General features: G+C 63.0%; 14 protein-coding genes. 11 read left to right on the top strand and 3 right to left on the bottom strand.

The features are described from left to right. Positions 1 to 84: 84 nt before the first annotated feature. The 9 genes from pdhA to IVA88_RS20185 all read left to right on the top strand — a co-directional run bounded on the left by pdhA (position 85) and on the right by IVA88_RS20185 (position 8,789). Complete coding sequence (gene pdhA / locus IVA88_RS20145) at positions 85 to 1,107, top strand: pyruvate dehydrogenase (acetyl-transferring) E1 component subunit alpha (RefSeq protein ID WP_247498941.1); 1,023 nt, start codon at positions 85 to 87, stop codon at positions 1,105 to 1,107. 29 nt (positions 1,108 to 1,136) lie between these two features. Continuing rightward, positions 1,137 to 2,528 (top strand): pyruvate dehydrogenase complex E1 component subunit beta, encoded by a 1,392-nt coding sequence (locus IVA88_RS20150; protein WP_247498942.1) that lies wholly within the window; start codon positions 1,137 to 1,139, stop codon positions 2,526 to 2,528. 3 nt (positions 2,529 to 2,531) lie between these two features. Continuing rightward, positions 2,532 to 2,834, top strand: a complete 303-nt coding sequence (locus IVA88_RS20155) for a DUF5076 domain-containing protein (protein WP_007590623.1) — start codon at positions 2,532 to 2,534, stop codon at positions 2,832 to 2,834. A gap of 2 nt (positions 2,835 to 2,836) precedes the next feature. After that, complete coding sequence (locus IVA88_RS20160) at positions 2,837 to 3,289, top strand: nucleoside deaminase (RefSeq protein WP_247498943.1); 453 nt, start codon at positions 2,837 to 2,839, stop codon at positions 3,287 to 3,289. A gap of 62 nt (positions 3,290 to 3,351) precedes the next feature. Beyond that, a complete protein-coding gene (locus IVA88_RS20165) occupies positions 3,352 to 4,692 on the top strand; it encodes a pyruvate dehydrogenase complex dihydrolipoamide acetyltransferase (protein WP_247498944.1) in 1,341 nt (446 codons plus the stop codon). 23 nt (positions 4,693 to 4,715) lie between these two features. Then, positions 4,716 to 4,946 (top strand): hypothetical protein, encoded by a 231-nt coding sequence (locus IVA88_RS20170; RefSeq protein WP_247498945.1) that lies wholly within the window; start codon positions 4,716 to 4,718, stop codon positions 4,944 to 4,946. Between the two features lie 77 nt (positions 4,947 to 5,023). Beyond that, positions 5,024 to 6,445, top strand: a complete 1,422-nt coding sequence (lpdA, locus tag IVA88_RS20175) for a dihydrolipoyl dehydrogenase (protein ID WP_247498946.1) — start codon at positions 5,024 to 5,026, stop codon at positions 6,443 to 6,445. 46 nt (positions 6,446 to 6,491) lie between these two features. Then, positions 6,492 to 7,733 carry a threonine synthase gene (locus tag IVA88_RS20180; protein ID WP_247498947.1) on the top strand — a complete coding sequence of 414 codons (1,242 nt, stop codon included), beginning with the start codon at positions 6,492 to 6,494 and terminating at the stop codon, positions 7,731 to 7,733. Positions 7,734 to 7,820: 87 nt separating this feature from the next. After that, on the top strand, positions 7,821 to 8,789 hold the full coding sequence (locus tag IVA88_RS20185; protein WP_247498948.1) for a tripartite tricarboxylate transporter substrate binding protein BugD: 969 nt from the start codon (positions 7,821 to 7,823) through the stop codon (positions 8,787 to 8,789). A 79-nt stretch (positions 8,790 to 8,868) separates the two neighbouring features. Here the strand turns inward: IVA88_RS20185 and IVA88_RS20190 are convergent, their stop codons facing one another. The 3 genes from IVA88_RS20190 to IVA88_RS20200 all read right to left on the bottom strand — a co-directional run bounded on the left by IVA88_RS20190 (position 8,869) and on the right by IVA88_RS20200 (position 12,442). Further along, positions 8,869 to 9,255 (bottom strand): response regulator, encoded by a 387-nt coding sequence (locus IVA88_RS20190; protein ID WP_247500361.1) that lies wholly within the window; start codon positions 9,253 to 9,255, stop codon positions 8,869 to 8,871. Between the two features lie 83 nt (positions 9,256 to 9,338). Further along, a complete protein-coding gene (locus IVA88_RS20195; RefSeq protein ID WP_247352231.1) occupies positions 9,339 to 10,010 on the bottom strand; it encodes a response regulator in 672 nt (223 codons plus the stop codon). Then, the gene (locus IVA88_RS20200) at positions 10,007 to 12,442 is read right to left on the bottom strand and encodes a PAS domain S-box protein (protein WP_247498949.1); all 2,436 of its coding nucleotides are present in this window, start codon (positions 12,440 to 12,442) and stop codon (positions 10,007 to 10,009) included. Before IVA88_RS20200 ends, IVA88_RS20195 begins: the two co-directional genes overlap by 4 nt. A gap of 697 nt (positions 12,443 to 13,139) precedes the next feature. Here IVA88_RS20200 and IVA88_RS20205 point away from each other — a divergent pair. Then, the gene (locus tag IVA88_RS20205; RefSeq protein WP_247498950.1) at positions 13,140 to 13,538 is read left to right on the top strand and encodes a hypothetical protein; all 399 of its coding nucleotides are present in this window, start codon (positions 13,140 to 13,142) and stop codon (positions 13,536 to 13,538) included. A gap of 11 nt (positions 13,539 to 13,549) precedes the next feature. After that, positions 13,550 to 13,723, top strand: a complete 174-nt coding sequence (locus IVA88_RS20210) for a hypothetical protein (RefSeq protein ID WP_247498951.1) — start codon at positions 13,550 to 13,552, stop codon at positions 13,721 to 13,723. Positions 13,724 to 13,761 lie beyond the last annotated feature (38 nt).

The following is a 13,761-nucleotide window of genomic DNA, read 5'->3' on the forward strand; positions in this document are numbered from 1 at the left end:
GTCGTGCCATGCCGCCGCGGTGCTTTCCAAGGGCGTTTGAGTTGGGTTAGAGAGGGCTGAAGTTTTCTCTGACCCGGAATTCCCATGGCCGCACCCAAGAAAGCCGCCGCAAGCACTGCACAGGACAAGACCGACGGCGGTTCGCCCCCGGAATTCACCAGGGAGCAGGAGCTCAAGGCGCTCCGCGACATGCTCCTGATCCGGCGGTTCGAGGAAAAGGCCGGCCAGCTCTACGGCATGGGCGCGATCGGCGGCTTCTGCCATCTCTATATCGGCCAGGAGGCCGTGGTGGTCGGGATGCAGATGGCCCTGAAGCCGGGTGATCAGGTCATCACCGGCTATCGCGATCACGGCCATATGCTCGCCACCGGGATGGAGGCCAACGGCGTCATGGCCGAACTCACGGGCCGTCGCGGCGGCTATTCCAAGGGCAAGGGCGGCTCCATGCACATGTTCAGCAAGGAGAAGCACTTTTACGGCGGCCACGGCATCGTCGGCGCCCAGGTCTCGCTCGGCACCGGGCTCGCGTTCGCCAATCATTATCGCAGCAATGACAATGTCAGCGTCACCTATTTCGGCGACGGCGCGGCCAACCAGGGCCAGGTCTATGAGAGCTTCAACATGGCGGAGCTGTGGAAGCTGCCGGTGATCTATGTCATCGAGAACAACCGCTACGCGATGGGCACTTCGGTCTCGCGCGCCTCGGCGCAGCAGGATTTCTCCAAGCGCGGCGCCTCCTTCAACATTCCTGGCCAGCAGGTCGATGGCATGGACGTTCGCGCCGTCAAGGCCGCCGGCGACGAGGCTGCGGCCTGGTGCCGCGCGGGCAAGGGCCCCTTCATCCTGGAGATGCAGACCTACCGTTATCGCGGCCACTCGATGTCCGATCCCGCAAAATACAGAACGCGCGAGGAGGTCGAAAAAGTTCGCCACGACCAGGATCCGATCGAGCAGGTGCGCAACCGCCTGTTGGCCGCCAAGGTCAGCGAGCAGGATCTGAAGGCGATCGACGCCGAGGTGCGCGAGATCGTCAACGCGTCCGCCGATTTCGCCCAGCATGATCCCGAGCCGGATGCCGCCGAGCTCTGGACCGATATTTACCGCTGAACGCGCGCAAGCTTTCTTTTGGAGTCGATATGCCAATTCAAGTGCTGATGCCCGCGTTGTCGCCCACGATGGAGAAGGGCAACCTCTCCAAATGGCTGAAAAAAGAGGGTGAGACGATCAAGTCCGGCGACGTCATCGCCGAGATCGAGACCGACAAGGCGACCATGGAGGTCGAGGCGACCGATGAAGGTACGCTCGGCAAGATCCTGATCCCCGAGGGCACCGCCGACGTTGCCGTGAACACGCCGATCGCGACGATTCTGGCCGATGGCGAGAGTGCCGCCGATCTCGCCAAGGCGCCCGCGCCCGCCCAGCAGCAGAAGGCCGCCGAGTCCGCAGCCCCTGCCGCCGCGAAGGCCGAGGCGCCTGCTCCGAAAGCTGCACCATCCGCGCCGCAAGCGGTCGCCGAACCCGACCCGGAAGTGCCCGCCGGCACCGAGATGGTAACGCAGACCATCCGCGAAGCCCTGCGCGATGCCATGGCCGAAGAGATGCGCCGCGACGCCGACGTCTTCGTGATGGGCGAAGAGGTCGCCGAATACCAGGGCGCCTACAAGGTGACGCAAGGGCTGCTTCAGGAATTCGGCGCCAAGCGCGTCATCGACACGCCGATCACCGAGCATGGCTTTGCCGGCATCGGCGTCGGTGCCGCGATGACCGGATTGAAGCCGATCGTCGAATTCATGACCTTCAACTTCGCCATGCAGGCGATCGACCAGATCATCAACTCCGCGGCCAAGACGCTCTACATGTCCGGCGGCCAGATGGGCTGCTCGATCGTGTTCCGCGGGCCCAACGGCGCCGCCGCGCGCGTCGCCGCCCAGCACAGCCAGGACTATTCGTCCTGGTACTCCAACGTCCCGGGCCTCAAGGTCGTCGCGCCGTTCTCGGCCGCTGATTACAAGGGCCTGCTCAAGGCTGCGATCCGCGATCCCAATCCGGTGATCTTCCTCGAGAACGAGATGCTGTACGGCCACACCGGCGAGGTGCCGAAGCTCGACGACTTCGTGATCCCGATCGGCAAGGCGCGCATCGTGCGCTCCGGCAGCCACGTCACCATCATCTCATGGTCGAACGGCATGAGCTACGCGCTGAAGGCCGCCGACGAACTCGCCAAGGACGGCATCGAGGCCGAGGTGATCGACCTGCGCACGCTGCGTCCGATGGACACCGAGACCATCGTCAATTCCGTCAAGAAGACGGGACGTGCCGTCACGGTGGAAGAGGGCTGGGCCCAGAGCGGCGTCGGCGCCGAGATCGCCGCGCGGATCATGGAGCATGCATTCGACTATCTGGACGCCCCGGTCGCCCGGGTCTCCGGCAAGGACGTGCCGATGCCCTATGCCGCGAACCTGGAGAAGCTCGCGCTGCCCTCGGCAGCCGAAGTCGTCGAGGCTGCCAAAGCCGTCTGCTACAGGTAGACCATGGCGGGTCCGAAGGAGCAGCCATTGCCACCCGACGTCCTCGTCCGCGATGATGCGGTCGAGATCCTGCGCGTCTTCGTGCTGGACGGCGGGCTGTCGATGGCGTTCCAGCGGGCCTTCGACGAGCCCGACATGTGGGGCCTGCTGCTCGTCGATCTCGCTCGTCACGCCGCGCGCGCCTACGCGCGCGAGAGCGAATACACCGAGGAGGACGCGCTGAACCGGATCATCGAGATGTTCCAGGCCGAGATCGAGCGTCCCACCGACACCGGCACCACGACGCCGCGCGGGAAGGGACACTGACCGTGGCGATCGAATCCTATCATTTCGATTTCATGCTGGAGGCGATCCGCGAGGCGGAGACCTCGATCGCGCAAGGCGGCCTGCCGATCGGCGCCGTGCTGACCCGCGACAACAAGGTCATCGCCCGCGGCCACAACAACCGCGTGCAGGAAAACAACGTCATCCTGCACGGCGAGATGAGCTGCCTGCGCGAGGCCGGCGTGATCTCGTTCCACGACACCGTCATGTACACCACGCTGTCGCCGTGCTCGATGTGCGCCGGCGCGCTCGCTCTGTTCAAGGTCCAACTGGTGGTCATCGGGGAATCCGTCACCTTCCCGGGCTCCAAGGACATCCTAGACAAGTTCGGCATCCCCTGGATCGATCTTGCGGACGACCGCTCGATCACCATGATGAAGAACTGGCGTTCCAATCCTGCCAATGAGCGCCTGTGGCAGGGCGACATCGGCAACTAAATCTGGTCTGTTCGTCCTCGCTCCTGGGGCCGACGTTTTGAGAAGTTCTTCGTGAGGTCAGCATGCCCATCAACATCCTGATGCCCGCTCTTTCGCCGACGATGGAGAAGGGCAACCTCGCCAAGTGGCTGAAGAAGGAAGGCGACAAGGTCAAATCCGGCGACGTGATCGCCGAGATCGAGACCGACAAGGCGACCATGGAGGTCGAGGCGATCGACGAGGGCACGATCGCCAGGATCCTCGTGCCCGAGGGCACGCAGGATGTCCCGGTCAACGACGTGATCGCGGTGCTGGCCGGCGAGGGCGAGGACTTGAAGACGGCAGGTGCCGCCAAGCCCAGCGCTTCGGTCGCACCTCCGAAAGCTGCCGAAGCACCGGCGGCTGCGCCTGCTGCGCCCAAGGCTGTGCCGCCGTCCACTGCTGCTCCTGCGCCGCAGGCTGCCGCCGCACCGGCCGCAAAGAGCAACGGCCATGGTGGCCGCGTGTTCTCCTCGCCGCTGGCGCGTCGTCTCGCCAAGGAAGCTGGTGTCGACGTTGCGATGGTCACCGGCACCGGCCCGCATGGCCGCGTGGTGGCACGCGACGTCGAGCAGGCCAAGTCGGGCAAAGGCCTCAAGGCACCCACGGCGACGCCGTCAGGCGCGCCCTCGACCGCGCCGACCATGTCGGACAAGCAGATCCTGTCGCTGTTCGAGCCGGGCTCTTACGAGGTCGTCCCGCATGACGGCATGCGCCGCACGATTGCGCAGCGCCTGACCGCGTCGATCCAGAACGTCCCGCACTTCTACCTCACCATCGACTGCGACATCGGCAAGCTGCTTGCCGCGCGCGAGGAGATCAATGCGGCTGCTCCCAAGGACAAGGAGAAGAAGCCGCTCTACAAGATCTCGGTCAACGACTTCGTCATCAAGGCAATGGCAGTTGCGCTGCAAAAGATTCCGAACTGCAATGTGAGCTGGACAGAATCCGGCATGGTCAAGCACCACCATTCCGACGTCGGCGTTGCGGTGGCGATGCCCGGCGGCCTGATCACGCCGATCATCCGCAAGGCCGAGACCAAGACGCTGTCGACCATCTCCAACGAGATGAAGGATTTTGCGACACGCGCCCGCTCGCGCAAGCTGAAGCCCGAGGAGTACCAGGGCGGCACGACGGCTGTCTCGAATCTCGGCATGTTCGGCATCAGCCACTTCACCGCCGTGATCAACCCGCCGCATGCCACCATCCTCGCGGTCGGCACCAGCGAAGAGCGGCCTGTGGTGCGCGGCGGCAAGATCGAGATCGCGAACATGATGAGCGTGACCTTGTCCTGCGATCACCGCGCCATCGACGGCGCGCTCGGCGCCGAGCTGATCGGCGCATTCAAGCAGCTGATCGAAAATCCCGTCATGATGATGGTCTGACGCCGCGCGAGGGACCAGGTTGGATGCGAACACGCTGGCCTTGGATCGCAATGCTGTTGTCGATCATCGTCCTCGTCAGCCCGATCGGCACCGAAGTGCTGCAAGGCGCGTTCTTTAGCGGCGAACAGCTCTCGCGCAACATTGCCCAGCCGGTCGCCTTCATCGGCTTCGCGATTCTGATCTCGATCTGCATCATCGAATGGCTGGTGAGGTCGATCGTTTCAAAACGCCGCGCTCGCGGCGCAACGGGTTGAGTTGCAACGGTTTGACTTGCAAGAGTTTGACTTGCAAGAGTTTGACTTGCAAGAGTTTGACTTGAATGGGAGCCACCATGGCCGATACATCCTTCGACGTCATCATCATCGGCTCTGGCCCCGGCGGCTATGTCACCGCGATCCGGGCTGCCCAGCTCGGCTTCAAGGTCGCGATCGTTGAGAAATCGTATCTCGGCGGCATCTGCCTGAACTGGGGTTGCATCCCGACCAAGGCACTGCTGCGCTCGGCCGAAATTTACCACTACATGCAGCACGCCAAGGATTACGGCCTGTCCGCCGATAACGTCTCGTTCGATCCCAAGGCAGTGGTGCAGCGCTCGCGCGGCGTCTCGAAGCGGCTGAACGACGGCGTCGGCTTCCTGATGAAGAAGAACAAGGTCAGCGTGATCTGGGGCGCTGCCTCGATCGACGCGCCCGGCAAGGTCACTGTGAAAAAGTCCGACGTCGAGGGCCCGAAGGGCACGCTGGGCGAGGGGACGTATCAGGCCAAGCACATCATCGTCGCGACCGGGGCGCGCCCGCGCGTGCTGCCGGGCCTCGAGCCGGACAAGAAGCTGGTCTGGACCTATTTCGAGGCGATGGTTCCCGAGCGGATGCCGAAGTCGCTGCTGGTGGTCGGCTCCGGCGCGATCGGCATCGAGTTCGCCTCGTTCTTCCACACCATGGGCTCCGACGTCACGGTGGTCGAGGTGCTGCCGCAGATCCTGCCGGTCGAGGACGCCGAGATCGCCGGCCTTGCCCGCAAGCGTTTCGAGAAGCAGGGCATCAAGATCCTGTCCTCGACCAAGGTGACCAAGCTCGAGAAGAAGGCCGATAGCGTCGTCGCCACCATCGACGACGGCAAGGGCAAGCCTGTTACGACCGAGTTCGAGCGGGTGATCTCGGCCGTCGGCGTCGTCGGCAACATCGAGAATCTCGGCCTCGAGAAGCTCGGCGTGAAAACCGATCGCGGCGTCATCGTGATCGACGGCTACGGCAAGACCAACATCCCCGGCATCTACGCCATCGGCGACGTCGCCGGTCCGCCGATGCTCGCTCACAAGGCCGAGCATGAAGGCGTGATCTGCGTCGAGGCGATCAAGGGCCTCCACCCGCATGCCATGGACAAGAACCTGATCCCGGGCTGCACCTATTGTCAGCCTCAGGTCGCCTCGGTCGGCCTCACCGAAGCCAAGGCCAAGGAGAACGGCCGCGAGATTCGCGTCGGCCGCTTTCCCTTCGTCGGCAACGGCAAGGCCATCGCGCTCGGCGAGGACCAGGGCCTGGTCAAGGTGATCTTCGACAAGAAGACCGGCCAGTTGCTGGGCGCCCACATGATCGGCGCAGAGGTCACCGAGCTGATCCAGGGCTACGTCGTCGCCATGAACCTGGAGACGACCGAAGAAGAGCTGATGCACACGGTATTCCCGCATCCGACGCTGTCGGAGATGATGAAGGAAGCCGTGCTGGATGCTTATGGAAGGGTATTGAACATCTGACTGCCGCCAAAGAGAGCCGTTCGCAAAATAAGAAGGAAACCAGCCCATGCAGGACAACGACAACCTCACCATCGAACGCCCGACCTTCGTCACCCATCTCGAATGCGCGATGGAGGGCGATCACTACGCCGCCGATCAGGTTCACAATCTCTCCAAGGCCGGCAAGCCGCTGCTGGTGCGCTACGACCTCGGTGGCGTGAAGAAGGCGCTGACGAAAGACGCGCTAACGCAGCGCCCCGCCGACATGTGGCGCTACCGCGAGCTGCTGCCGGTGCGCAAGTGCAAGGACATCGTCTCGCTCGGCGAGGTCACGACGCCGCTGATCCGGCTGCCCAAGCTCGGTGCCAAGCTCGGCGGCGGCGAGATCATCGTCAAGGACGAGGGGCGGCTGCCGACCGGGTCGTTCAAGGCGCGCGGCCTCGTCATGGCGGTGTCGATGGGCAAGGCGCTGGGCATCAAGCACATGGCGATGCCGACCAACGGCAATGCCGGCGCGGCGCTCGCGGCCTATGCGACGTCCTGCGGCATCAAGACCACGATCTTCTGCCCGGCCGATACGCCGGAGGTGAATGTCAGCGAGATTGAGCTTCAGGGCGCCACCGTCTACCGCGTCAACGGCTACATCGACGATTGCGGCAAGATCGTCGGCGAGGGCAAGGCGAAAGTCGGCTGGTTCGACACCTCGACCTTGAAGGAGCCGTATCGCATCGAAGGCAAGAAGACGATGGGGCTCGAACTCGCCGAGCAGCTCGGCTGGGATGTGCCCGACGTGATCTTCTATCCGACCGGCGGCGGCACCGGCCTGATCGGGATGTGGAAGGCGTTCGACGAGCTCGAGAAGATCGGCTTCATTGGACGCAAGCGCCCGCGCATGGTCGCGGTGCAGGCCTCCGGCTGCGCGCCAATGGTGCGTGCGTACGAAGCCGGCACCGAGCATGCCACGCGCTGGGAGGACGCTCACACCATCGCGTCCGGCATTCGCGTGCCGCAGGCCATCGGCGACTTCCTGATCCTGCGCGCGGTGCGCGAGAGCAAGGGTTTCGCCATCGCGGTCGACGACGACAAGATTTCGTCGGCGCTGAGCGAGGTCGCGCGCGAGGAGGGGCTGCTGTTGTGCCCCGAGGGTGCCGCGACCTACGCCGCCTACAAGGACAGCCTCGCCGACGGCCGCGTCAGCAAGACTGACCGCGTGATGCTGTTCAACTGCGCCACCGGCCTGAAATACCCGCTGCCGAAGGTCGACCGCACCCTCGATCGCCACAAGCCGATCGACTATTCGCAGTTCTAGCGCGTCATTTCGTCTCTTCACGAACGATCCCTCTTCCCGTACGCGGGAAGAGATAGAAATAACAATGACATCGCCGGGGAGACAACAATGAAGGCCGCTTGGGCTGCGCTGATTGCTATTCTCGCTGTTGCAGGCGCCGCGCGCGCCGACGATTACCCATCGCATCCCATCACCATCATCGTTCCCTTCGCCGCCGGCGGGCCGTCGGACGCGATGGCGCGGGTGCTTGCCGAGCGGATGCGGACGTCGCTCGGCCAGGCGCTGGTGATCGAGAACGTCACCGGCGCGGGTGGGTCGATCGGCGTCGGCCGCGCCGTGCAATCGCCGCCGGACGGCTACACGATCTCCTTCGGCCATCTCGGCACCCACGTTGCCAACGGCGCCGTCTACAAGCTCAACTACGATCTCGTCGCCGATCTCGAGCCGGTGGTGCTGCTGCCGAGCAACCCGATGATCGTCGTCAGCAAGAACGCGGTGCCCGCCACCTCGCTGAAGGATCTGCTGGCATGGCTGAAATCGCGGCCGACACCGGCGACCGCCGGCACCGCCGGCGCGGGCTCCGGCAGCCACATCGCCGGGGTCTATTTCGAGAGCGTCAGCGGCATCAAGCTGCAATACGTGCCGTATCGCGGCACCGCGCCCGCCCTGAACGACCTCATCGCCGGCCAGATCGACGTTATCGTCGACCAGACCTCGAACTCCATCAACCAGGTCCGCGCCGGCACCATTCGCGCCTATGCCATCACCGACGACAAGCGCCTGTCGTCGGCGCCCGACATCCCGACGGCGGAGGAGGCGGGCCTGAAGGGCTTCAACATGACGCTGTGGTCCGGCATGTGGGTGCCGAAGGGTACGCCCAAGGCGATCGTCACCAAACTCAATGCCGCAGCCGTGGAAGCACTGAACGATCCCGCGGTGAAGAAGCAGCTCGAAAGCCAGGGCCTGGAGATGACACCCCAGGATCAGCTCACCCCCGAAGCGCTCGGCACGCGACAGAAAGCGGAGATCGCGAAGTGGTGGCCGATCATCAAGGTGGCGAACATCAAGGTGGATTGAGCCGCCTTGCCTCTTCGTATGTGGCCACACGGACAAGTCGCCGCACTCCGGGGAGCTGTCAGGGCCACGCGCGGCCGTGTTACGTCTTGGCTTCACCGGCTCCCGACAGGGCCGTCTCGAGACATTCGATCAGAGCGGGCGTCGAAAACGGCTTCGCGAGAAAGCAGATGGCGCCAGCTTTCAGCGCGCGGTCGCGAACGGCATCGTCGGGAAATGCCGTCACGAAGATGAATGGTGTGTGGTGACCAAGGCCGCGCATATGCATCAAGAGATCAACGCCGCCCATGACCGACATCTGCACATCCGCGATCACGCAGGACGTCGTCTTCAGTTCTGCCGACTGGAGAAATTCGCGAGCGGAGCCAAAGATGCAGACCGCGTATCCCCGCGACGTCAGGAGATTATTCGTCGCAAGGCGGACCGATGGATCATCGTCAATCACGGAAATGACCGAGGGGGCTGACAAGATGTTCGCTCCTGATCGGGGAGCCGCCGTCGTGGTGCAGCCCACCCGAAAATGGGCCCTCGGAGCGAGCTTGAAAAGCATACTTAGGTTTGCACGTTTCCCCCTGGCCGTGGGATTCCGAGCGCCTCGGTCATTCTGACGAGATCGGCCAATGACTTGGCGCCCATTTTCCGCATGATCTGTCCGCGATAGATCTTGACGGTAATCTCAGCCAGTCCAAGCTCGGCGGCGACTTGCTTGTTCATCAGGCCGGACGCAACCAGGGCGAGGATGTCACGCTGGCGCGCGGTCAGACCCTCGAAACGGGACCGCACTCCTGCGACCGACTTCTCGGCATTGCGCCGCCTGCGATCCCGATCGATGGCCGCCTGAACCGCATCCAGCATGTCCTGGTCGCGCACCGGCTTGGTCAGAAAATCGATGGCGCCGCTCTTCATGGCCCTGACGGTCATGGGAATATCGCCGTGACCGGTGATGAAGATAATGGGCGTGCGAATGTTGGCCTTGGCGAGGTCCGTCTGGAGGTCGAAGCCGCTCGAGCCCGGCAGCCGGATGTCGAGTACAAGGCAACTGGGGACCACCGGCGGCTTGGCTTCCATGACCTCCGCCGCTGAGCCGAACGCCTCGACCCTGAGGCCGACCGATTGAAAAAGATTGGTGAGCGCACGCCGCATCGACGGATCGTCATCGACGATCAGGACGATCGGATCGTCGGCACTCGCCTGTGCCTGCATCGGCTTGGCGTGGTCCGTCACGACGTGTCCTTGTGTGGGAAGGGCAGGGCAATCTGGAACGTTGCGCCGCTGCCCTCATTGGGAAGGGCCGAAAGCCGGCCCGCGTGAGCCTCGATGATCGATCGGCAGATCGATAGTCCCATGCCTAGGCCGCTCGATTTTGTGGTGAAGAACGGCGTGAAGATGCGGTCTGTTATCTCGCCGCCAAGGCCGACACCGCGATCACTCACGGTGAGGAGCAGGTGGCGATCGCCGTCCTCGCCAGCCTGACTGGAGCGGATCGCCAGCTCGCGCGGACGGTCGACATTGGCTTGCATGGCTTCGATCCCGTTCACGACAAGGTTGATCAGCACCTGCTGGAGCTGGATCCGATCGCCGCAAATCGTGGGCAGGCCGGACGACAACTCCATTCGCACCGACACGGCATGGGTAGCGAGCTCGCGCCGAACGAGGGCTATCACCTCCCTGACAACCTGATTGATGTCGAGCGGAACCATCTCGATCTCGGTCTTCTTCGCAAGCGCCCGAATCCGGCGGATCACCTCGCTAGCCCGATTGGCGTCCTCGACGATCCATTCCACGGAACGTCGCGCAGCATCCAGATTGGCCGGGTCGCGACCGAGCCAGCTGATACAGGCGTCGGCATTGGAAATCACGGCGGCAAGAGGCTGGTTGATTTCGTGGGCTATCGAGGCGGTGAGTTCGCCGAGCGTCGTGACGCGCGTGACATGGGCGAGCTCGGCTTGCGCTTTGCGTAGCGCTTCTTCAGCCTGCTCGGCGCGGATCGCCGCCGTCACATCGCTGCTGACGCCCCGATATCCGAGAAAATGGCCGTCGGCATCATGCAAGGGCTTGCCGCTGGTGCGCACGTAAATTGGCGATCCGTTGCGATCTCTGCCGCGGTAAACCAGATCGCGGAATGGGAGGTGGGCGTCGAGCGCCGCGCGATGCTGCTCCCACTTCCCCGGCTCGAGCTCGGCGTCCGGCGGAATGTCCCAACGGCTCAGGCCGATCAAGCCCGTCGGCGCAGCTCTGGCCGCATCGGCGTGCTCCGATATCTGCGTGATACGGTGATCCGGACCGGTCTCCCAAAACCAGTCGGATGCCGTTTCAGCATAGTCCCGGAACCGCTGCTCGGATGTCTTGAGTTCATCAAATGCCCTTTGCAGCGCTTCTTTTGCCGCGATCTGCTCGGTGACATCCACGTGGGTACCGATGATCTCCGTCACTTCGCCGTCGCTACTGACGATGGGATGTCCCTCGGTATGGACTCGTCGTATCGAGCCGTCCGGGCGCGCAATGCGAAAGTCAAGTTCGAAGGGTTCCTTTCGCCGGACGGCCTGACGTTCCACCTCGACGATCCGTTGGAAATCCTCCGGAAGGACGCGTTGCTGGAAAGCCCACGCCGGTAGTTCAATCTGGCCCGGGTCAAATCCGAACAGGCGGTAGAGTTCAGCCGATCGGTAGGCAAACTCCTGACGACGCACATCCCAGGCCCAGCTGCTTGTATGGCTGAGCCGCTGTGCCTCGGCCAAATAGGCCTCGCTGCGGCGCAGCCTCTGTTCTGCCTCCTTTGCAACGGTGACATCGGTGACAGCCCCGACAAATTCGATGAGCCCGGATCCATGTCTCACCGCACGTGCTACGGAATGGAGATATTTGACCGATCCGTCAGGCATCAGCAGGCGATATTCATGGTCGAAATCCGCTGCTCGGCTGGCCGCTCGATCGAGGGTCTTGCTGACCGCATCGCGATCTTCCGGATGGATGCGCTGGAGAACAAAATCCAAGGTCGGCTTCACCGTCAGGTCGCATTGGAAGATGCGAAAGGTTTCCCTTGACCAGACGATCGCGCCTGTTGCCATGTTCAGGCCGAAGCTGCCGGTGCGGCTCAGTTCCTGGGCCTCGGCGAGGTAGGCCTCGCTTTGGCGTAGCGCATCCTCCGCCTCCTTGCGCTGGGTAATGTTTTCGCAGGCGACCAGCACGATCGGCGCGCCGTCGCCGCGCAGCATCGCCTTGGCGTTTTCACGGACCCAAAGCACCGATCCGTCCTTCCGGAACTTGCGAATCTCCCAAGTATGCGACTGGTGCAGGGTTTCCAGCGACAATGCTACGCATCGGCGAACAAAGTCGTGGTCCTCCTCGAAGAAGACGTTGAGCACGGATTGGCCAATCAGCTCGGCCGCGGTGTAGCCCAGTTGTGCGGCGCCGAATGTATTGACGTTGAGCACTGTTCCGGCCCGATCGACCATGAAGTACATGACCGGATTGTGCTCAAACACCTCGCGCCACTGCTTCACGGCGTCGCGTAGATCGAGGACGTCTTGCCGCAAGTCATCTCCGACAGCAGGCCTGTCCTTCTCGCCATTGCCGAAAGATCGAAGCGCCGCGAGGCCGCCGTGCAGCAATTGTGCGGCCGAATTCCCAAATTTCGCGATTTGGCCAGGCATCATCGCAGGCGTCCCGGCTCGCTGGGGCCGCAGCAAGTAGAGCACTTTGCAACAAGGGGAGCAATTCCCTCCGACCGAGTTAGAACTTCGCGCCGAAATTCGCGGTGACCGTGCGGCCTGCCGGCCTTGCGCCGTCTCGTTGCGAAGGTGCGGCGGGTCCGAAAAACTACGGAACAAACTTACGTATAGCTCGCGCATCCCAAGTCATAGCGCACATTTACCTCCGTACAATTGAGCGGTCCGTTGCATGCGGATTAGTCTCACGACCAATCGAGAGGACGCGATGTGCAAGACACAAGCCGGCAATTAGCTCGATGTGCTGCTTACAGCTCTGCGTCCGTTGCCCGACTTGGCGCATGAATGGCTGATCACGATTAATAGGCTGCATTTCACGAACGGAGCGTGGATGGCTCTGCGTCAGCGTACGAGCGAATCCACGGCCATGAAGCCGGGAGAGTATGATGTGCGATACGCCTGAACACTCCGAGCGCGGTCCTGCTGTAAAAGGTTGCGCTGTTTGTAGCGGCAAGTTTGGCCTGATCCGATATTATTCCTGGCGAACGCCGCTGTGCTCCAGAAAATGTCTCGATCGCTTCAGGGCGCGTCGCGAGCGCGACCGCCGATGGTTGTTCCGATTTCAGGCGGCGTGAGGATTAGCCCTTCGATCCGCTCCATCCGCCAATTCTGAACAGGAGGCTGCGTGCTGAACCGTGCTTGCAAGCTCCTCTGGATGATCGCGCTGCCGCTTCCGTTGATAACGGGAGTGGAGGCCGACGAGGTTGGACAGGATGGCGCACATCGTCATCATCCGCTCCAGGATCAGCTCCTGCACGAAAAGTTCTATTCCAGCTGGCATATGCCCGACAATCCGGTGCTCAGCTGCTGCAACAATGCGGATTGCTATCCGACCGAGGTGCGATACGTCGACGGCAGGGTCTACGCGCGACGCCGGGAAGACGGGAAATACATCCTGATCCCGTCCCAGAAGGTCGAGCGTAACAGAGACAATCCCGACGGCCGCAACCATCTTTGCGCGCCGCCGCCGTCCGCCTCTCTGGTCGACACCGTCTACTGCTTCGCGCTGGGAGGTGCCACGTGAGATTCATATTGGTGAACGACAGAACCCCTCTCCGCAAGACGTTCTGTCTGTGGTGCTGCGAGCAGATCAGCACTGGCTATCTGCGCGACGCCAGCACGCAACTGCCTTACTGCGACTACGAGTGCTACGCGCTTCATGGCGAAGCTGCGCCGTTGATCGAGGGCCGTACGCGAGCGGCGTCCTGAGCGGACACATGCTCGAGACGATCGGCAGTGCGCCTGAC

It is taken from the genome of Bradyrhizobium sp. 149, assembly GCF_023073915.1.
GTDB lineage: Bacteria > Pseudomonadota > Alphaproteobacteria > Rhizobiales > Xanthobacteraceae > Bradyrhizobium.

Bases quoted from the DNA above. Each gene is read 5' to 3' on its own strand.
- pdhA (WP_247498941.1), top strand. From the start codon at position 85: ATGGCCGCACCCAAGAAAGCCGCCGCAAGCACTGCACAGGACAAGACC.
- IVA88_RS20150 (WP_247498942.1), top strand. From the start codon at position 1,137: ATGCCAATTCAAGTGCTGATGCCCGCGTTGTCGCCCACGATGGAGAAG.
- IVA88_RS20155 (WP_007590623.1), top strand. From the start codon at position 2,532: ATGGCGGGTCCGAAGGAGCAGCCATTGCCACCCGACGTCCTCGTCCGC.
- IVA88_RS20165 (WP_247498944.1), top strand. From the start codon at position 3,352: ATGCCCATCAACATCCTGATGCCCGCTCTTTCGCCGACGATGGAGAAG.
- IVA88_RS20170 (WP_247498945.1), top strand. From the start codon at position 4,716: ATGCGAACACGCTGGCCTTGGATCGCAATGCTGTTGTCGATCATCGTC.
- lpdA (WP_247498946.1), top strand. From the start codon at position 5,024: ATGGCCGATACATCCTTCGACGTCATCATCATCGGCTCTGGCCCCGGC.
- IVA88_RS20180 (WP_247498947.1), top strand. From the start codon at position 6,492: ATGCAGGACAACGACAACCTCACCATCGAACGCCCGACCTTCGTCACC.
- IVA88_RS20185 (WP_247498948.1), top strand. From the start codon at position 7,821: ATGAAGGCCGCTTGGGCTGCGCTGATTGCTATTCTCGCTGTTGCAGGC.
- IVA88_RS20200 (WP_247498949.1), bottom strand. From the start codon at position 12,442: ATGATGCCTGGCCAAATCGCGAAATTTGGGAATTCGGCCGCACAATTG.